This window comes from Chloroflexota bacterium, assembly GCA_018829775.1.
Classification (GTDB): Bacteria; Chloroflexota; Dehalococcoidia; order Dehalococcoidales; family RBG-16-60-22; genus E44-bin89.
The window spans coordinates 1-19,623 of record JAHJTL010000029.1; the positions used below are offsets into that span (position 1 = coordinate 1).

At 53.1% G+C, this 19,623-nt stretch carries 22 protein-coding genes; 13 read left to right on the forward strand and 9 right to left on the reverse strand.

Annotated elements, in window-relative coordinates:
* The 3 genes from KKD83_03220 to ruvB all read left to right on the forward strand — a co-directional run.
* On the forward strand, nt 1–213 hold a 213-nt coding region (locus tag KKD83_03220), incomplete at its 5' end, for a hypothetical protein (GenBank protein ID MBU2535163.1).
* Nucleotides 197–4,249: a DNA-directed RNA polymerase subunit beta' gene (gene rpoC, locus KKD83_03225; GenBank protein ID MBU2535164.1), complete on the forward strand. Its 4,053-nt coding sequence runs from the start codon at nt 197–199 to the stop codon at nt 4,247–4,249. The genes KKD83_03220 and rpoC, both read left to right, overlap by 17 nt.
* Before the next feature lie 16 nt (nt 4,250–4,265).
* Nucleotides 4,266–5,288, forward strand: coding sequence for a Holliday junction branch migration DNA helicase RuvB (gene ruvB / locus KKD83_03230; protein MBU2535165.1), 1,023 nt, complete (start codon nt 4,266–4,268; stop codon nt 5,286–5,288).
* A gap of 21 nt (nt 5,289–5,309) precedes the next feature.
* Here ruvB and KKD83_03235 read toward each other — a convergent pair whose 3' ends face one another.
* Complete coding sequence (locus tag KKD83_03235) at nt 5,310–5,633, reverse strand: cupin domain-containing protein (GenBank protein ID MBU2535166.1); 324 nt, start codon at nt 5,631–5,633, stop codon at nt 5,310–5,312.
* Nucleotides 5,634–5,684: 51 nt separating this feature from the next.
* Nucleotides 5,685–6,563 (reverse strand): hypothetical protein, encoded by an 879-nt coding sequence (locus tag KKD83_03240; protein ID MBU2535167.1) that lies wholly within the window; start codon nt 6,561–6,563, stop codon nt 5,685–5,687.
* A gap of 121 nt (nt 6,564–6,684) precedes the next feature.
* Here KKD83_03240 and KKD83_03245 point away from each other — a divergent pair, with 121 nt between their 5' ends.
* On the forward strand, nt 6,685–7,227 hold the full coding sequence (locus KKD83_03245) for an epoxyqueuosine reductase QueH (GenBank protein ID MBU2535168.1): 543 nt from the start codon (nt 6,685–6,687) through the stop codon (nt 7,225–7,227).
* A 99-nt stretch (nt 7,228–7,326) separates the two neighbouring features.
* Here the strand turns inward: KKD83_03245 and KKD83_03250 are convergent, their stop codons facing one another.
* From KKD83_03250 to KKD83_03265, 4 genes are all read right to left on the reverse strand, one after another.
* Nucleotides 7,327–8,061, reverse strand: coding sequence for a hypothetical protein (locus KKD83_03250; GenBank protein ID MBU2535169.1), 735 nt, complete (start codon nt 8,059–8,061; stop codon nt 7,327–7,329).
* An 89-nt stretch (nt 8,062–8,150) separates the two neighbouring features.
* The gene (locus KKD83_03255) at nt 8,151–8,921 is read right to left on the reverse strand and encodes an SIMPL domain-containing protein (protein MBU2535170.1); all 771 of its coding nucleotides are present in this window, start codon (nt 8,919–8,921) and stop codon (nt 8,151–8,153) included.
* 127 nt (nt 8,922–9,048) lie between these two features.
* Nucleotides 9,049–10,134: a hypothetical protein gene (locus KKD83_03260; GenBank protein MBU2535171.1), complete on the reverse strand. Its 1,086-nt coding sequence runs from the start codon at nt 10,132–10,134 to the stop codon at nt 9,049–9,051.
* A gap of 4 nt (nt 10,135–10,138) precedes the next feature.
* Nucleotides 10,139–10,696, reverse strand: coding sequence for an RNA polymerase sigma factor (locus KKD83_03265; GenBank protein MBU2535172.1), 558 nt, complete (start codon nt 10,694–10,696; stop codon nt 10,139–10,141).
* 129 nt (nt 10,697–10,825) lie between these two features.
* Here KKD83_03265 and rimI point away from each other — a divergent pair, with 129 nt between their 5' ends.
* The 6 genes from rimI to KKD83_03295 all read left to right on the forward strand — a co-directional run bounded on the left by rimI (nt 10,826) and on the right by KKD83_03295 (nt 14,722).
* Entirely contained in the window at nt 10,826–11,545 is a 720-nt protein-coding gene (rimI, locus tag KKD83_03270; protein ID MBU2535173.1) for a ribosomal protein S18-alanine N-acetyltransferase, read from the forward strand.
* A 126-nt stretch (nt 11,546–11,671) separates the two neighbouring features.
* The gene (locus tag KKD83_03275; protein ID MBU2535174.1) at nt 11,672–12,433 is read left to right on the forward strand and encodes a YebC/PmpR family DNA-binding transcriptional regulator; all 762 of its coding nucleotides are present in this window, start codon (nt 11,672–11,674) and stop codon (nt 12,431–12,433) included.
* Nucleotides 12,434–12,445: 12 nt separating this feature from the next.
* Nucleotides 12,446–12,952, forward strand: a complete 507-nt coding sequence (gene ruvC, locus KKD83_03280; protein MBU2535175.1) for a crossover junction endodeoxyribonuclease RuvC — start codon at nt 12,446–12,448, stop codon at nt 12,950–12,952.
* Complete coding sequence (gene ruvA, locus KKD83_03285; GenBank protein ID MBU2535176.1) at nt 12,949–13,530, forward strand: Holliday junction branch migration protein RuvA; 582 nt, start codon at nt 12,949–12,951, stop codon at nt 13,528–13,530. Before ruvC ends, ruvA begins: the two co-directional genes overlap by 4 nt.
* A gap of 2 nt (nt 13,531–13,532) precedes the next feature.
* A complete protein-coding gene (locus KKD83_03290; protein MBU2535177.1) occupies nt 13,533–14,024 on the forward strand; it encodes a GNAT family N-acetyltransferase in 492 nt (163 codons plus the stop codon).
* Nucleotides 14,025–14,053: 29 nt separating this feature from the next.
* Complete coding sequence (locus KKD83_03295) at nt 14,054–14,722, forward strand: FRG domain-containing protein (protein MBU2535178.1); 669 nt, start codon at nt 14,054–14,056, stop codon at nt 14,720–14,722.
* 200 nt (nt 14,723–14,922) lie between these two features.
* Here the strand turns inward: KKD83_03295 and KKD83_03300 are convergent, their stop codons facing one another.
* Nucleotides 14,923–15,135, reverse strand: a complete 213-nt coding sequence (locus tag KKD83_03300) for a hypothetical protein (protein MBU2535179.1) — start codon at nt 15,133–15,135, stop codon at nt 14,923–14,925.
* A 210-nt stretch (nt 15,136–15,345) separates the two neighbouring features.
* On the opposite strand from KKD83_03300, the gene uvrB reads away from it, so the two are divergent.
* The 3 genes from uvrB to KKD83_03315 all read left to right on the forward strand — a co-directional run bounded on the left by uvrB (nt 15,346) and on the right by KKD83_03315 (nt 17,837).
* Nucleotides 15,346–17,340, forward strand: coding sequence for an excinuclease ABC subunit UvrB (gene uvrB, locus KKD83_03305; protein ID MBU2535180.1), 1,995 nt, complete (start codon nt 15,346–15,348; stop codon nt 17,338–17,340).
* Nucleotides 17,337–17,477, forward strand: a complete 141-nt coding sequence (locus KKD83_03310) for a hypothetical protein (GenBank protein ID MBU2535181.1) — start codon at nt 17,337–17,339, stop codon at nt 17,475–17,477. Before uvrB ends, KKD83_03310 begins: the two co-directional genes overlap by 4 nt.
* Nucleotides 17,478–17,555: 78 nt before the next feature.
* The gene (locus KKD83_03315) at nt 17,556–17,837 is read left to right on the forward strand and encodes a hypothetical protein (protein ID MBU2535182.1); all 282 of its coding nucleotides are present in this window, start codon (nt 17,556–17,558) and stop codon (nt 17,835–17,837) included.
* 555 nt (nt 17,838–18,392) lie between these two features.
* Here the strand turns inward: KKD83_03315 and KKD83_03320 are convergent.
* Entirely contained in the window at nt 18,393–18,572 is a 180-nt protein-coding gene (locus KKD83_03320) for a hypothetical protein (protein MBU2535183.1), read from the reverse strand.
* Between the two features lie 59 nt (nt 18,573–18,631).
* Nucleotides 18,632–19,623: serine protease (locus KKD83_03325; GenBank protein ID MBU2535184.1), on the reverse strand; the 992-nt coding region annotated here is incomplete at its 5' end.

Genomic DNA, 19,623 nt, shown 5'->3' on the forward strand with positions numbered 1-19,623 from the left:
GCAATTGAAGAGGCCCCCAAGCTGGAAGCCGAGTCAACTGCAATTGAAGAGACCCCTAAACCGGACACAGAGCCAACTGCAATTGAAGAGGCCCCCAAGCTGGAAGCCGAGTCAACTGCGACTGAAGAGGCCCCTAAACCGGACACAGAGTCAACTGCGACTGAAGAGACGTTTTTGAGAGAGGTAACGGAAGAAGATGCTGGAAATCAATGATTTTGATGCCGTACGAATTTCTCTGGCCTCGCCGGAGCAGATCCGGAGCTGGTCATACGGTGAGGTAACCAAGCCGGAGACCATCAACTACCGCACGTTGAAGCCGGAACGAGATGGCCTGTTCTGCGAAAGAATCTTCGGCCCCACCAAAGACTTCGAGTGTTACTGCGGCAAGTATAAGAAAATCCGCTACAAGGGCGTGATCTGCGATAAGTGCGGCGTTGAGGTTGCTCGAGCCAAGGTACGCCGGGAGCGCATGGGCCATATTGAGCTGGCGTGTCCGGTGAGCCACATCTGGTTCGCCAAAGGAACACCCAGCCGCCTGGGCCTTCTGCTTGACCTTTCGCCGCGGAGCCTGGAACACGTACTCTACTTCTCCAATTACATCGTCACCTTGGTCAATGAAGAGGCACGCCAGGAAGCTATCACACAACTTCAGGAAAGCGTCTCCAGTGAAATTGCCGAACGCCAGAAAGCCGTTGACGATAAAATTGCCCAGATGGAGCAGGAAGGGGCAAGCGTTGAGGATGTCAATCAGCTGCGACGTCATTTCAATGAGGAAAAGATACAGCTTGAGGAAAAACTAACGAGCGAGGTGGAACGACTGAAAAACCTTTGCGTGAAAGAGTTGCTCAATGAAAGCCAGTACCACGAATTGAAGCAGAAACACGGAGAGGTTTTTGAGGCCGGTATGGGCGCTGAAGCCATCTTGCAGATCATTAAAGATATCGACATGGACAAGGTGCGCAATGGCCTGCTTCTGGAAACCCTGTCTTCTTCCGGTCAGAGGCGCAAGAAAGCGAGCAAGCAACTGCGGGTTGTTGAGGCGTTTCGCAACAGTGGTAATAAACCGGAATGGATGATTGTAACGGTTTTGCCAGTACTTCCTCCCGACCTGCGGCCCATGGTCCAGCTGGACGGTGGCAGATTTGCCACCAGCGACCTTAATGACCTGTACCGGCGGGTCATTAACCGCAACAATCGCTTGCGCCATCTAATTGAAATCGGTGCACCGGAGATCATTATCCGCAATGAGAAGCGGATGCTACAGGAGGCCGTTGACTCACTTATTGATAACGGTCGTCGCGGTCGGGCGGTCTCGGTCAGTGGCAATCACAAATTGAAGTCCCTCTCCGATATGCTCCGTGGTAAACAGGGACGCTTCCGCCAGAACCTGCTGGGAAAGAGGGTCGACTACAGCGGTCGCTCTGTTATCGTGGTTGGCCCGGAACTAAAGCTGAACCAGTGCGGTCTGCCCAGACGAATGGCTCTGGAGCTCTTTAAACCCTTTGTCATGCACCGTCTGGTAATACAAGGACTTGCCCCGAACATCAAGAGCGCCCGGCGACTAGTGGAAAGAGCCAAGCCGGAAGTCTACGATATACTCGAGGAAGTGGTAAAGGAACGCCCAGTCTGGCTGAATCGGGCCCCTACCCTGCACCGCCTCAGCATCCAGGCATTTGAGCCCGTGCTCATTGATGGCAGCGCCATCCAGATTCACCCGCTCGTCTGCTCGGCATTCAACGCTGATTTTGACGGTGACCAGATGGCGGTTCATGTCCCGCTCTCCAAAGCCGCGGTACGCGAGGCGAGAGAGCTGGCGCTCAGCCAGCACAACATGCTGCTTCCCAGCAGCGGTGAACCAACGGTCACGCCTACCCTGGATATGGTGTTTGGCTGTTACTACCTTACCACGGAAAGACCTGGAGCCAAGGGGGAAGGCAGGCGGTTTGGTAGCTTTGATGAAGCCAGGCTTGCCTATGAGCTGGATAATATCAACCTCAGGGCTAAAATCCTGGTCAGAGACCAGAGCCGAGACGGGCAGGAAATCGAGACCACAATTGGCCGTATTATGTTCAACGAAGTTCTTCCTCTGGAGCTTGGCTTCCAGAACAAAATAATTGACAAGTCTGGACTGAAGCAGATTGTCTCGGAGTGCTGTCGGACACTCAGTGACGAAGAAACGGCCAGAGTCCTTGACAGCATCAAGGAACTCGGTTTCCATTACGCTACAAAATCGGGCATTACCATTGCCATGAATGATATTGAGGTACCGGAAAGCAAAGCCAAACTGCTCGAGGAAGCGGAGGAGAGAATAGCCATCATTGATAACCAGTATAGCCGCGGTCTGATAACCGAGGGCGAGCGGTATAACGGCGTCGTCGGTGTCTGGATGGAAACCATGGACCGTATTACCAGTACCATCTCGGACACTCTGGACCGTTATGGTGGCATTTACATGATGGCCACCTCCGGGGCCAAAGGTAATATTTCCCAGATTACCCAGATGGCCGGCATGCGCGGCCTGATGACCGACCCTTCCGGTAAAATCATCGACTTCCCCATCAAATCGAGCCTGCGTGAAGGACATTCTGTCCTCGAGTACTTTATCTCCACGCACGGTGCGCGCAAGGGACTGGCCGATACGGCATTGAGAACTTCGGACAGCGGTTATCTTACCAGACGGCTCATTGACGTGGCCCAGGATGTCATCGTCTTTGAAGAGGACTGCGGGACTGTCGACGGTATCTGGATTTCAGAACCGCAAGAAAAAACGTTGCTTCCCTCGTTCGCAGAACGCATCACCGACAGGCTGGTGGCAAGCCAAATAGCCCATCCCAAAACAGGGAAGGTCATCGCTGACCACAATGAGGAGATCGATGAGCAAAAGGCAGCTGAAATCATCGATGCTGGAATCAACCGGGTGCACGTCAGGTCGCCCCTCTCCTGCCAGTCCAGACGAGGTACCTGCCAGATGTGCTATAATCGTGACCTGTCTCGCGGCCGGCCGGTTAAACTCAATACGGCAGTGGGAATCATCGCCGCCCAGAGTATCGGCGAGCCGGGCACTCAGCTGACGCTGCGTACCTTCCACACCGGTGGCGTGGCCGGTCTCGACATCACCAGCGGCCTGCCCCGAGTAGAAGAGCTCTTTGAAGCCAGAACTCCCAAAGGTCAGGCCATTATCTCCGAAATAGGTGGCCTAATCGATGTTATCCAGGATGAGCAAGGCAGGAGGGTAAAAATCACCAGTTCCGAGACCTACCATGATGAGTATGCCTTGCCTGCTAGGTGGGAGGTAATGGTCAATGATAAACAGTGGGTAGATATCGGCGCGGTGCTTGCGACTCCACCCGCTGCCAAGGAAACCAAAACCAAAGCCAAAACCAAGGCAGTCTCCAAGGAGACGCATCCCATCGTAGCGCGCATCGCTGGCAACGTTAATATCCGAAAAAAGAGCCAGCTATTCATCAGCTATGAAGAGATGGAGGAACGGGTGTACGTTATCCCTACCGCAGCCGGTATCAGAGTCCAGACTGGAGAGTCGGTGCGTGCTGGCCAGCAGCTTACCGATGGCTCGGTGAACCCGCAAGATATATTGCGCATTCTCGGTCGTGAGGCCGTACAGCTCTACCTGGTAGATGAAGTACAGAAAGTATACCGCTCTCAGGGCGTGAACATAAACGACAAGCACCTCGAGATTATCGTCCATCAGATGCTGACGAAAGTCCGAATCGATTCCGCCGGTGACACCGACCTGGTGCCGGATGAGCTGGTAGACAAGTATGTCTATGCGGACATCAATGCCAAAGTACTGGCAGAAGGTGGTGAACCGGCCACCGCGCACACGGTACTGCTGGGCATAACCAGGGCATCGCTGAGCACGGCTAGCTGGCTGGCGGCGGCTTCCTTCCAGGAAACAACCAGGGTGCTTACTGAAGCGGCCGTCTACGGCAAGATAGACAAACTGGTCGGGCTCAAAGAAAACGTCATCATCGGGAAATTGATTCCCGCTCATTACCTGCAGCTGGAAGAAGCGCCAGCGGCACTTCCTGATGAATCAGAAGCATTGCTGGACCTGTCACTGGGTGAAATGACTGAAGAGGCACCAGATGTGAGGGTCGCCAAAGCACCGGGGGAGCTCCTGGACCAGCTGCTCGGTAAAGAGCCTCAGGAGATGTCCAGCCTGACAACCCCGGAAGAGGAAGCAGGTCCATCGGGCAGTGAAGATGATGAGTTGAAGTCAGAGGATTAATGGGGGTGAGGTTTAAATAGCTCGTATTATATCAGGCAAGCCCAGCACTGAAGATGCTCCCCTTGACACCAGCCTCAGGCCGCGCCGCATTACTGAGTTCGTCGGACAGGAAAAGATCAAAGAGAACCTGAGCATTGCCATCGCGGCGGCGAAGGGTAGAGGCGAGGCACTGGACCACGTGCTGCTTTACGGGCCGCCCGGACTGGGAAAGACCACCCTCGCAAACATCATTGCCGCCGAAATGGGGGTGAATATCCGGGTTACATCAGGGCCTGCCATTGAACGTACCGGCGACCTCGCCGCCATACTGACCAACCTGCATGACAAGGATATCCTTTTCATCGATGAGATTCACCGCCTCAGCCGCGCCGTTGAAGAAATCCTTTATCCGGCGATGGAGGATTACGCCCTCGATATCATCATCGGCAAGGGCCCCGGCGCCAGAAGTCTGCGACTCAACCTGCCTGATTTCACCTTGCTTGGCGCTACAACCCGTTATGCTCTTCTCAGCCCGCCCCTTCGCGACCGTTTTGGCGCTGTCTACCGACTCGATTTTTACGACCATAAATCAATAGAGGCAATCCTGCATCGCTCCGCCCGCATCCTGCAGATTGAGGCAGAGGGAGAAGGACTGAAGGAAATCGCCCGCCGCGCCCGGGGGACGCCGCGCGTGGCCAATCGACTCCTCAAACGGGTCAGGGACTACGCCCAGGTGATAGGCGATGGCACGGCCACACATGCCGCGGCCGTCGAAGCGCTGGCCAAGCTCGAAGTTGATGCAATTGGCCTGGATGAAGTCGACCACAAGCTGCTGCGGACTATTGTGGAAAAATTTAACGGCGGCCCGGTTGGTCTTGAGACCCTGGCCGCCGCTATCAGCGAGGAATCGGACACCATTATGGATGTCTACGAACCCTACCTGCTGCAGCTGGGCTTCCTGGAGCGCACCCCCCGCGGCCGCACCGCTACCCAGCTGGCCTACCAGCACCTTGGACTGCCATATAATAAAGAGAGACCTCCCCAGGGCACTTTATTATAGGTGCTTCTCCAGCCTACTTTTTTATTTATAAACCTCTCTGGGTGGACAGAAGACATCCAGAGCCACGCAACCCGCCGCACCGGCAGTACCCCCATGGTTTGTACTGGATGGAACCGAGTACATGTCCCCTTTTTTCACCAGCCTGGTCTCATCCCCGATGGTAAATTCAATTTCACCTTCCAGGACGAGCCCCATCTGCTCTTCGGCGTGGTTATGAAGCGGGGCTACTGCGTTGGGCTGCAAGGTAACATGGGAAAACATGATGCGCTGCCCTGATACCACATGCACCAGGAACCCCGGTGCCGGCTCGAATACCTTGAAATCCTGCGGAAAATCGTAGAACATTTTCCACCTCCTGGGTCCAATATGCTCAGTTTTATCCTCAATGCAGCCAGTCTAAATGCCTTCCAGTGTGGCGAACTGTGCCATGGCATCGTAGTTGTAGTCTTTGGCAGAGCTGACCCGTAACTTATCTGGCATACTTACTGGAGGTTCTCCTTTGACTAACTTTACCAACTCAAAGGCTTTCTCCACCCGTTTCTCATCGCCTTCCAGTGCCAGCACTACCGCCCCTTCAGACCCGCCGACACCACCGGAACCGATGTGGTACGCTCTGACGCCGGTCATTACACCTATTGCCTCTATTTCGGTAAGCACCTTGCCCAGTACCACTGGCATCAGCTTGGCCGGCAGTCCCATACTGTATTTAAAATAATAGTGCCCGGTGTGTTTGGCCGCCTCAATCACCGACGGTACCAGCTTCTCCAGCCCTATCGGCATGATGAGGTGCGAGCCGCGCGGCGTCACAATCGGCCAGCACATCCCGATGGTGCCCCCCTTCATGCCGGCGGCGAAAATGCCGGCATTGCCCTCCATATCAATGGCATTGCCTCCCTTGATAAAGACGTCATCTGGACCGAAATCGAGTATTTCCACATTGGAATCAGCCCCCTCCACCACCTTGCCTTTGCGGACAACGTGTGAGGTGCAAGGCGGCGCTCCGGGGTTGGCATTAGTTATGCCACCGCAGACGAGTCCCGCCGTCTGGTTGGCCCTATTCTCAATCTTTATCCCGAAGAGCTCTTCACTGACGAAAGCATTGGTGATACCGCGTCCGATGATAATAATGCCGTTCTTATAGGCGTTCTGGACCTCGGGCAGCGCCACCGTGGCTTTAGCCAGCAGCCTTCTCGACTCTGCCGGGTTCAGCACCACCAGGGCTGATATCTGTTTCTGTCCGGGCTCGGGCTGCGGATAATTTACTTCGTAAAACAATGGACACCTCCTCACAAAATTTGTCCTATTCTAGCATTTTTCATCATTTATTCAAAACCCGGTATGGTTACACAGCCAATTTTGCAACTCACCTGACAGATTGTTTACAATTGTAATAAGGATGAAATCGGTGCTTGTTCACGTCTGCTGCGCACACTGCGCCGCCTATACCGTCAACCACTGGCGGGAACAGGGGTATGCCGTCAGTGCCTTCTGGTACAACCCGAATATCCACCCCTATACCGAACACGAACGACGCCTCGAGGCAATGAAAGCACTGGCAACTCAATCGACGTTTCCCCTGATTGTCAGCGACGGCTACGAAATCATCGATTACTTCCGCCAGGTGGTCGGGCATGAGGACGACCGCTGCCGCCGCTGCTTTCAAATGCGCCTCTCCCGGACCGCCGAAGTTGCCCGCGAAAGGAACTTTAGCGCTTTTACCACCACCCTGCTTATCAGCCCCCACCAGAAGCACGAGCTCATCCAGGAAATCGGAGCCGGTATTGCGGAGAAAACAGGCATTGAATTCCTCTATGCCGACCTCCGTAAAAGATATTCGGACAGCCGCCACCTGACCAGGAAACTTGAACTCTACCGTCAGCAGTACTGCGGCTGCGTTTACAGCGAATGGGAACGGTACGCAAACGTCAAGATAGAATAACCGGAAGCAGCCGCCAGAAAAGCGGGACTTGGAATATGGGCAAAATAAAAGGGAGCCCAGTACCGGGCTCCCTTATTCATTCCGGCGTGTACTATTAATTTAGTCCGTATTCTGGTATGTTCGCGGCCCGTGCCATCCTTCCTGGATGGCAATCATGTGTCGACCGCGTACCTCGTTCATAATTCGGGGCTTTGGAGATAACTGGTTCAGAGCTGCGGGCGTGTTGCCGGTCCACACTTTGATTTCACTGGCATCTTCCTCGGTGATGAGGCCTTCCTCAATGGCCTTCTCCAGCATCTCCATCCTTAATTCAGAATTCTTGCATTCCTTAAGTCGCTGCTGGATATTTTGCCTTACCCCCTGGAACCCTTTCCAGCCGTTATCGGTCAAAGATTCGGGATTCGAGCGCATTATGCAGAAGGCGTTTCTCAGCTTCGTCCAGTTAAGGGCCTCCGGCCTCTTCTCCCACCATTCTTCTATCTCCTCGGCCTCTTCCTCTGTAATCAGCCCTTCCTCAACCGCCCGCTCCAGGAATTCGTAGAATGCTTCCTCACAGCGCTCAGCCATCATTTCCTGCTTCGCCTGCGCAAAGGCATCGCTCAGCTCTTCCTCGGATATGCTCAGAATTTTGGCCACTCTGGAAAGAAGTTCGCTGGACTCGGTGGACACAAACATTCTGACTCTAGGCATAATCTCATTCAGCTCTCCGAGCAATTCCTCTTCATCTGGCTCAACCTCTTCGTCTTCCTGGGCCAGAACCGCCACCGCGCCGCTCACAGTCAAGGTGAGGATGGCCACCAGCACCGCGATTAAAACTTTCATTTTCTTGGACATTTTTCCTGTCTCCTTTCATCAATCTGACAATCGTACTGATATGTGAAAAGGGGTGGGGGAAGAATCCCCCACCCCCAGTTACTTTCCCGCTATTCCAGAATTGCGTAGGCTACCTGAACGTTAAGGCTGATTTCCATCTCACCGGGGCTGATTGGGGTGGGTGGTTCCGCTGACATAGCTGCCTCAGCGAAGTAGTCCTGACGGTAGACCGGGTAAGGATATGCTGCATTTTCAGTAATATAGACCGGTTTACCCAGTTTTATGCCGGCCAGTTCGGCAAGCTGTTTGGCTTTAGCCGCCGCATCAGCCACCGCTTTTTCCCTTGCTTCATCCTGATATGGCGCTGGGTCTTCGATGGTGAATCCGATGCTGTCAATGCGAGTGAGGTCGCCTCCCGCCACCGCCACCACATCAATGATGGCACCGACCTCGTCCATATCGCGTACCTTGGCCGTTACCATGTTGGTAACCCGGTATCCAATCACCACCTCTTTTCCCTGTTTCTCATCCCAGCGGGTTACGCGGTGAATGTTGAAGTACTGTGTCTGAATGTCCTTCTCGTCAACGCCGCTGCCTTCCAGAGCGGACATTACCGCAGTCATCGCCTCGGCAGCCTGTGCCTGGGCCACAGCCACGCTGGACTCCTGAGCTTCAATGCCCAGCCTGAGTATGGCGATATCGGGGACGGCGCTTACCTTTCCGCTACCGCTTACCCAGATTCCCTCCTGCTGGTTGCTGAGGGTGACCTTCAAATTCGACCCGGTGACGCCCAGTGCACCGCCCTCTTGAGTGCAACCGGCCAGACCAACCACCGTAATTACCAGTGCCAGACCAGCCGCCAGAAACCATTTCTTCCTCATGCCTTACCTCCTTTTTTATTTTCCATTAATAAAAACGAAAAAGTCGCCGTTTGGTTAGCGGCGACTTCCTCAAATTTCTAAAATCTTTATCTAATTCTAACGACTTAAGCTGTGTTGTACCTGTATGTCAGTCCTCGTCTTCAGCTTCCTCAAGTAACTGGAGTAGTTTCTCATATTCAATATTGGACACTTCAAGTGCCCGGAGCAAAGCCGGTCTGGCCGACTCAGGTATTCTCTGCAACGCTGCCCGCAGGGCTTCCGGGTGCTTTTTGGCATTCTGGGCAAGAATCAGCCTGAGTCTGGCCCGTCTATCCAGTGTCTCATCTTCATCCTCTTCCTCCACCTCATCTTCCGGACTTGGAACGGCCGCCGGAACTGGTTTCAGTACCGGTGCTTTTTCCGGTACCGGCTTGGCCGGAGCCGCCGTTATCTCCGGCTTCCCTTTTTGCGGCTCTCCAGCCCTGGCTGGTAACGGCGCCTGAGCGGCGGCTTCGGGAGGTGGCGGTGCCATCATCACACCTGGCTTCGGCTCTTCAGGCTCAACAGTTACTGCCGGTGCCTCCCTTACTGCTTCCGGTAGTGCGGGGGCTGCTTCCGGCACTGCCGGCGGCATGGTAAGGATGCCCGGTGCGCCCTCTTCGGTACCCACCAGAACTGCCATGGCCATTAACTGGTTATTCATTCGCTCGGTGGCCTTCTCCATGTGATTCAGCTTGCCCTTGTCTGCCATGTTCACTATCTCATTGACCCTTCTATCCACCAGTTCTGCGTAGTATTCGGCCTTGCCCAGCTCCGAAGGGGTCAATGCCAGTCTTACCCTTTCCGTAGCCAGCTTTACCGGGTACAGTGGCTGGTCCGGCATGCTGTTCCCGGCAGCTGCTACCGTGCCGCCACTGGCCATGAGCAGCACCAGGACCGCAATTACCGCCGTTGCCCATTGTGGCTGCCAGCCGAACAGTGAGAAGCGGCGCTTCTTCCTCTCCTCTATACCTCTGAGTTCGGTAAGTATCTGATACCTGGCCCTCTCTTTGAATTCTGGCCGAGGAGCGATATCCAGGGTTTCCTTGGTATCGAGTGCCGTCTGCAGCAATGGCTCAAGCGCAGCGGCGTGCTCCGGATAGCTCGCCAGACACTGCTCAACGGTCTCACCGCCGGTCAGAATACGCTCCAGGCATTCATCCAAGATATTAAAAAACTCTTTATCGTTCTTCATTGCTTTACCCTGTCGCTACCATTTTGCGCAGAGATACGATGGCGCTGTGCTGCAATGCCTTGATGGCTCCCTCACTTTTGCCCATTGATTTGGCCACCTCTGCCACCGACAGTCCACCGGCAAAGCGGAGTGATACCACTTCGCGCTGCAGACTGGTCAGCCGCCTGGTGGCTGCCACCAGACTCTCGATATCCATTTTCCGTTCCGTATCGGTACTGGGATTACTGTTACTGCTGCCGACCAGCGCCTCATCAAGGGGAACTGTTGCCCGTTTCGACTTCCTTCTCCAGTAGTCGACCATCTGGTTATGGGCAATGCGAAACAGCCAGGAAGAGAACGGACTCCCCTTTGACCTGTAGCCGGAGATAGACTTGAATGCCTTCAGAAAGACCTGCTGTGTCATGTCCTCTGCCTCGGTCCTATCCCCTGTTTTGAGAACTATATATCGATAAATCTTATCGAAGTTCTCCTCATATAACTGCGTTAAAGCTGCCTCGTCATGCTCTTTTGCCCGCCGGACGAGGCTCTCTTCATCTTGCACCTGACAACTCCATACAGCCAGCCACTCGTTCAAGGGTATCCATTTTTAATGCTATATGGTGCTACCCTGTGCATATAGTATAACGAACGAGCATGGGAAAAGATAGCGCCTCTGGCTATGAATTGCGCTGTGGTGAGGTTTACAAATATTGTGTTAAAATCATACGTAACCGTATCCGCACTTATCCGGGGGGAAAAGGCTTTGGCGTACTACGTGCGCTATATGCGCAAAGAGGATATAACACAGGCCAATGCGATTGACCGGGAGGTCTTTCCCACTCAGTGGCCGCCGCCTGATTATCGCCGCGAGCTGCAGAATCCGCTGTCCCGCTTGATAGTCGTCTGCGATGATAGCCAGAAGACAGAAGAGCCCAAAATAGATATTCCTCAAGAATATGTCTCTGGCCCTGTGTCACGGATAAAACGATGGTGGCAGCGGAACGGGTTCTTCAGGGAAAAACCGCCTCCATCCAGCGATCAGTCCATCATCGGCTTTGCCAGCATGTGGGTGATGGCCGATGAAGCCCATATCACCAACATCGCGGTGCGCCAGAGTTACCAGCGCCAGGGCATCGGTGAACTGCTGCTCATCTCAATCATCGACCTCGCCGCAGAGCTTAAAGCTAGTATCGTTACCCTCGAGGTACGGGTCTCCAACCTGCCGGCGCAGAATCTGTATAACAAGTACGGCTTGGTGCAGGTGGGCCTGCGCCGCGGCTATTACACGGACAATCGCGAAGACGCCCTGCTGATGTCCACGTCCAGTATCACTTCCGCCCCGCTCCAGGCACAGCTCCTGCAACTGAAACAAGCCCATACCCTTAAATACGGTGAAAGGTTTAAGTCCCTGACCGGCAGCACGTCGGCATAATCCGGGCCGAAATAAGAAGCCTTGAAAAGCCATCTACAATACACCTCGCCACTTTGACCGTTGGCAGGTGACGTGATAGAATTAAGACACCAAGGGCTGGACTCGCGGCCAAGGGGGTGTAGAGCGATGTCAGGTCATTCAAAGTGGCATTCCATCAGGCACCAGAAGGGCATTACCGATGCCCGTCGTGGTCAGCTTTTTACCAAATCAACCCGTGAGATTATAATTGCGGTGCGTGAAGGCGGCAGCAACCCGGAGGCCAACTTCCGCCTGCGACTTGCCGTCCAGAAGGCCCGCGACAACAACATGCCCATGGACAATATCGAGCGGTCCATCAAGAAGGGCAGCGGTGAGCTGGGAGGCACGTTTTTGACCGAGCTGGTCCTGGAAGGCTATGGCCCGAGCGGTATCGCCATCCTTGTGGAAGCGCTCACCGATAACCGTAACCGGACGATACAGGATGTGCGCAGCACCTTTTCCAAACATGGCGGCAGTCTCGGAGAGAACGGCTGCGTGTCCTGGATATTTGATGCCAAAGGACTGATTACCGTCAGGACCGATGGCCTTGATGCCGACGACCTGGCCCTGAACGCCATTGATGCCGGCGCCGACGACGTGCAGATAGAGAGCGGCTACGTGGAAATCTACACCATGCCCGAAGACCTTGAGACGGTCAGGTCGGCACTGGAAACGAAGAAAATACCCATCGCCTCGGCGGAACTGTTCAAGGTGCCCAAGACGATGGTCCAGCTTGATGATAAGGCCGCCATGCAGACCATGAAGCTACTGGAAAAGCTGGAGGAACTGGACGAGGTGCAGCACGTGTCCAGCAATGCCGACTTCCCCGATGCGGTTCTGGAGCAGTACCAGCTGCAGGCTTCCGGTTGATGGTTATCCACGATGAGAGTGTTAGGTATCGACCCGGGCACAGTCACCATGGGCTACGGAGTTGTAGAGAGCAATAACGATGACTTAAGCATGGTCGACTGCGGCGCACTGGTTACTTCGGAGCGCTCCCCTATCGGGGAGCGTTTGTGTTATCTCTACCGCCAGCTTTTGTGCATCATCGAGAACTACCATCCTGATATGGTGGCCGTGGAGCAGCCGTTTGTCGCCATCAACGCTCGCTCGGCGCTGGCCATAGGCAAAGCCCAGGCGATTGCATTGCTTGCCGCCGCCACCCAGGACATTCCCGCCTACGAGTACACCCCGGCCCGGATAAAGCAGAGCGTCGCCAACTACGGCGCCAGCAGCAAGGCGCAGGTGCAGGAGATGGTCCGACTTCAGTTGAATTTAAAGGAAGTCCCACAGCCCGATGACGCCGCCGACGCTTTGGCGGTAGCCATCTGCCACCTGCGTGAGATACACCTGAGCGAGCTGCTCGCCAGACAGGAGAAGAAGCAATGATATCCAGTTTACACGGGAAAGTAGAGTCTCTCGGCAGCAACTGGGCCGTGGTCAACGTAAACGGCGTCGGCTTTCAGGTCTTTATGCCCACCTCCACCCTGAGCGCCGTCGGTGCGGTTGGGAAAGAGGTGCAGCTTTTCACCCACCTCCACCTCCGCGAGGACAACGTTGCCCTCTACGGCTTCGCTTCTGCCGAAGAGCTTGCCCTCTTCCAGTTGCTCATCAGCGTCAACGGCCTCGGCCCGCGTCTGGCGCTGACGATGCTCTCGGGAATGAGCGCGGAGCAGCTGGTCATCGCCATCGCCACCGGCAGCGTTGATTTACTCACGGTGATTCCCGGCATCGGCAAGAAGGTTGCCACCCGCATCGTCCTTGAATTGAAGGAGAAAATCGGTTCCGGCTGGATAAGCACCCCCGCCACCCTGCTGGCCCAGGAGAACACCGATGTCCTTGCCGCCCTCACCTCCCTGGGCTACTCCGCCCCCGAAGCCGCCCGCGCTGTGGCCACTTTGCCCCCCGCCTCAGATTTACCTCTGGAGGAAAAAATCAAGCTGGCATTGCAGTATTTTGGGAAGTAAACATGCTCACCGTAAGAAGGGCAGCCTTACCGGACCTGGATGCCATCACCGAAATCTATAATGCGGCGATTCTGAAAACGGTGGCCACGTTCGATACCGAGCCGAAGACCGACGCGGAACAGAAGAGCTGGTTTGACGGTCACGGTCCCAGATACCCGATACTGGTTGCCGAACAGGATGACCTCATCGTCGGGTGGGCGTCGCTCAGCATGTGGGCAGACCGCTGTGGCTATTCCGATACCGCCGAAGCTTCGCTCTATGTCAGGGAGGAACACCAAGGCAGGGGAATCGGGCGAAAGCTCATGGAAGCAATGGTCCGGGAAGGCAAAAAAGCAGGCCTCCACACCGTGATTGCCCGCATCGTGGAGGGCAACGAGGTGAGCATACATCTTGCCGAGTCAGCCGGTTTCAAGCACATTGGCGTCATGAAAGAGGTGGGCCGCAAATTCGGCAAACTCCTGGACGTATATCTGATGCAGTTGATTTATGAGTGAGCGGTATTGCAGTATTTTGGGGAGAAGTGATGGATGAAATACGTTTAACATCAATTGACGAATTTCATCAAAAAATAAGGGGCTATAATAGCCGCACTGATATTTATAGAGGTGTACGGAAAAAAGACTATGAATTAATTCCAAAAGTTGGAAGGGAAGATTTTAAACCCATCACTACACGCAGGGCAGAAGAACGACGTATGGTGAGATGGTTTAAGGAAAGAGCAATACCTTATTTGGAATTCTCTCCACATGATGAATGGGAGTGGCTAGCAATAGCGCAACATCATGGTTTGCCGACCAGACTATTAGATTGGACAAGAAATCCCTTAGTAGCCGCTTACTTTGCGGTAGAGAACTATTATGAGGGTGATAGTGCAATATACGTATTAAAAGGGAAAGGAGTCATTTCAGTAGAAAAAAATCCTGATCCATTTAAATACGATAAGGTTGGGAAATATGTTCCTCGCCACATTTCAAAACGCATAATTGCTCAAACAGGGGTATTTACAATTCATCCACAACCAGAGAAGGCTTTCATCTCTGATAATATAGATAAACTAATAATTCCTGATGTTTTACGTGGCGAATTAAAAAGGATCTTAAATACATATGGAATTAATCGATCGGTATTGTTTCCTGGTCTAGACGGCTTAACTAATCATATTACTTGGCTGAGAACCAGGTCTATTGGGTAAGATTAATGGATTTTTAATCATAATAGGGAGCGTGGTATCTTAATACCCCATCCCCTTTATCCCCCACAGCAAGGAGAGTCCAAGAGAGGCGAAGCCTCTCTTTTTAAATTAGTCCCCCTCTCCTTTGAAGGAGAGGGGGACACAGGGGGTGAGGTAGCTAACTACTCCACCCCCCTCTTTTCTATTAACTTATTTATCGCTTACTTTTTAGCCGCGGGGAATTGCGGTTCCGTAACGTGGCCGGCGGGTCGGCGGCCTGGCCTGAGGGTATATTTGGGTAACGTAGCCTCAGACCCATTCCTGGTAATGGAAATCCGGCGCGCGCCTCTCTGGTCCCTCGCTATTCTGGAAAGGGGGTCCAGTTTGGCCATCATCCCCGGGGTTAGCGCATCAAGATAACTCCTCGTCACCATCTTCTTCCACCTCCTCTGGGTATAATAGCACTGGAATAGTCAAATAAACATCCACCTAAAGTAATTGTTTATATGGTACTTTAGTCTGGTTCACGCAGACAGCCCGTTTCATCAGCATAATGAAGCGGTTCCGGTCATATCCTGAACTTCATTGAAGCCATCATCATAACAGGATATACTATTTGTAAAATCATGCTCTTTTGATTAGCTATGCCAGATTTTGAAATTTTTTCCGATTTCAAGATGACCGGTGACCAGCCCCAGGCGGTGGATAAGCTGGTGGACGGCCTTCACAGTGGCTTCAACCGTCAGACGTTGCTCGGCGTTACCGGCAGTGGCAAGACCTTCACCATGGCCAATGTGATTGAACGGGTGCAGCGGCCTACTCTTGTCCTCTGCCACAACAAGACACTGGCGGCACAGCTTGCCAGCGAGTTCCGCGATTTCTTCCCCAACAATGCCGTGGAGTACTTTGTCAGTTACTATGATTACTACCAGCCGGAAGCCTATGTTCCGCGCACTGATACCTACATCGAGAAGGAAATAGATATCAACGAGGAGATTGACAAGCTGCGCCACGCTGCCACCAGAGCTCTCTTTGAGCGGCGCGACGTGCTCATCGTCGCCTCGGTGTCCTGCATCTACAGCCTCGGCGAGCCGGAGGAATACCGCAGCTTCGTGGTCAGTCTCAAACGGGGAGAGAGCTACGGTCGACAGAAGCTGCTCCGCAAGCTGGTGGACATGCAGTACGAGCGCAACGATATCGATTTCACCCGCGGCAGGTTCCGCGTCAGGGGCGACACTCTGGAAATACAGCCGTCCTACGAGGAGCTGGCACTGCGCATCGAGTTCTTTGGCGATGACATCGACCGCATGGTCCAGATAGACCCGCTTACCGGTGAATTGCTCGCCGAGCTCGATTCCGTTGACATCTACCCGGCCAAGCACTTCGTTACCTCGCATGACAAACTCATACTGGCCCTTGAAACCATAAAGCAGGAACTGGAAGAAAGGCTGTCCGAACTCAAATCGCAGGGCAAGCTGCTGGAAGCCGCCCGCCTGGAGTCGAGAACCAACTACGATTTAGAGATGCTCCGCGAGGCCGGCTACTGCCACGCCGTAGAAAACTATTCCCGCCACCTCTCCCAGCGGGCACCGGGCAGCCCACCCTGGACGCTGCTAAACTACTTCCCCGATGATTATCTGCTCTTTATCGATGAGTCCCACATGACCCTGCCCCAGGTGCGCGGCATGTATCACGGCGACCGCTCCCGCAAGGAAACGCTGGTGGAATACGGCTTCCGGTTGCCCTCGGCGCTGGACAACCGACCGCTCAACTTCCAGGAATTCAACGAGCGCATTAATCAGGTTGTCTACGTCTCCGCTACCCCCGCCGACTACGAATATGAGCACAGCCAGCAGGTTGCGGAACAGCTCGTCCGCCCCACCGGCCTGCTGGAACCGACGGTCGAGGTCAGGCCGACCAAAGGACAGGTTGATGACCTCCTCGACCAGATAAAGAGCAGAGTCGATAAAGGCGAGCGGTGCCTGGTAACCACGCTGACCAAACGTATGGCGGAAGAGCTCTCCGATTACCTCATTGAGATGGGCACCAGGACGCACTACCTCCACTCCGAAATCGACACGCTGGAGAGGGTGGAGATACTGCGCAACCTCCGCCTCGGCGTTTACGATGTTGTCGTAGGTATCAACCTGCTGCGCGAGGGACTTGACCTTCCCGAGGTCAGCCTGGTGGCCATCCTGGACGCGGATAAAGAAGGTTTTTTGAGGTCGAGGGAAGCATTAATTCAGACCATGGGGCGCGCGTCACGCCACATTGGCGGACACGTCATCATGTACGCCGATACCACCACCGGCTCCATGAAAGCCGCCATGGATGAGACGCAGCGCCGACGAGGTATTCAGGAAGCGTTCAACCGGGAGCACGGCATAACCCCGCAGGGTATCAGGAAAGCCATCCGGGATATCACGGAACGGGTGAAGGTGGTAGCGGAAGCACGTGCCCCGTATACTGCTGAAGCCCCGGCAACGAAGGAGGACGTGGCCCGACTTATCAAGGAACTGGAGACGCAGATGAAAGCCGCCGCCAGAGGCTTAGAGTTTGAAAAGGCAGCCCTGCTGCGCGACCGCATTATAGAATTGCGCCGGGAATTCGACGAAGTTCAGGTGGAAATCAGGAAATGAGCCAGGAACCTGAAGACATTAGGCAGCAGCGCCGCGAGGAGAAGCTCAGGAAAAAGCGGGAGCGCATACCCAAGCACGGCAAAAACCTGGCTAGAATATATATGGATGCTATTTTGAAAAGACTGAAGCGTAGGTAGTGGGTCAATTTGAAAAAAAATGCGAAATGTGGGGATATCCCACTTGACAAATAATCCCACCAATGGTATGGTGTCAATATGGTAGTTATAATAAGGGATAAAGAGTTAAAAAGGATAGCTGAGAGCGTGAGGCCAGATTCTAAAAAACGAGTGGTTTTGCCTAAGAGTGTGGTGGGGGAAGGTATCACATATCATATATACAGCAACAGCGATGGGCAGATTGTTCTTGACCCGCAGATAACCATCCCCGCTTCAGAAGCATGGCTGTTCAATAACCCAGATGCTCTTGCATTAGTTCGGCGGGGTCTTTCCGACGCTGCACAGGGCAGGGTGTCAAAAGTTGACCTTGACACCCTATAGGGTCAAACGTTTTGTTTGATTTAGAATGGACAGACAAAGCAAAGGAAACCTATGAACTGCTCAAGGCAGATGCATCCCAAAAGAAACGCTACAAAGCTGTCAGGAAAGCCATCAAGTTACTAGCGAGGAATCCTCGGCATCCCAGCCTCCAGTCTCACGAATTCACAAGTCTGAGAGGCCCTAATGGGGAAAAAGGTTTCGAAGCATATGCAGAGCAGGAGACACCGGCAGCCTATAGAGTCTTTTGGTATTATGGCCCCTCAAGGGGCATAATCACAATTTTTGCAATTACTTCTCATCCATAGTCACGCTTTAACAAAGGGAAACTATTTCTTCGGTTTCTGAAGAACGCTTCTGCCTTGAGAAGTACGGCAATGCCTATCGTGACCACATGAATCGGACGCCGAGGTGGATAGGAATACCAAGATGAGGAAAGAAGCTCAGGAAAAAGCGGGAGCGCATACCCAAGCACGGCAAAAACCTGGCCCGCGTTTATATGGATGCGATTCTGAAGAGGCTAAGGCGGCAATGAGCAGGTGGTATTGAAGGCTTGGTTTAAGCAGTTTTCTCCTCTAGAGATTCTTTTTCCTGCTTACCATAGTTTATGGGGACAATTTGAATCACTATAGGCAATTCAACGCTTGTACCTTGTTGCCAAACCGAAGAGGCAAGACCCGGTGTTTGGTAAACTGTCTGTTGATATGACGCTAATCCATTTGTTTCTGATTTATTCATTTCCGTCACCTAATTAGATTATAGCAATCATCAAACTGTTTTTCTATAGTACTTGAGTACTACGAATATCTTATCCACCCCTCATCAATGACCATTTCTTGATGTCCTGGAGTTGGCACAGGTACCACAGGAGGGGCAATTGTTATACGATTTACCTGCTTAATTGTGCGGAAAATGTGTGTCATTATCTCGGACTCAATCGCAGCCCTATTGAAAGTTCCAGTGGCTGACTGCTGTTGTCCTAAAAACGTCTGTGGACTGTATGGTGTATTCAGCTCCATCATTCCTTCATATTCACTGTACAATTCCCAGATTAGCGTTTCAACTTCAGTTGATGCATCTGTTACCTTTAGCCCAATTTCTTTTGCCTCTTTACGTCCAATAAGATAATCGTGTGAACCAAGCTGCTTCGCTAGAATTTCCACTATCCGTTTTATTTCCTTGGGTCTATCTGCCATATGTATTTTTAAAAGTCCTTTTGCCAACATCACTATTTGTGGTCTCACTCTGTGTGCAGCCCCAAGTGCAAGAGGTGCGCAAGGGTTCATCTTGCTTAGTGTTTCTAGTGCTACTGACAAGCCAACGTCACCTTTAAGCCCAATTTCACGTTTTGCTAAATCAATAAAAGATACTACGTCCTCCACATTCATCGGCAATGTATTTTGTGGTGATATTGGCACTCCAGGAATTGGTGGATTAAACGGATTTTGAGTAGAAGGGTCTATCGGTCCCAATTGACCAAGTCTACCCATAACAATCTCATCTGCGCCAAGACATATCAATGTTCCACAACTCAACGCCCTGAACGGAACTAGAATACCGAATACCTCGCAGAATTCCCGTATAAGGTGTACAAGTCCCCAACCTGCAACTGTTATACCACCTTGTGTATAGAGAAACAAGTCAATCTTATTCGTTGTCCCTATTTCGCGAAGGTGACTGAATATTAAGGGATGACAATCGTGAGCAATCTTAGTCGGTAGATTCTGCCGATCGCCTGTGACATAGCAAATAACTTTGCTGCCCCTTGCCTCCTGAATCTGGTTAATTA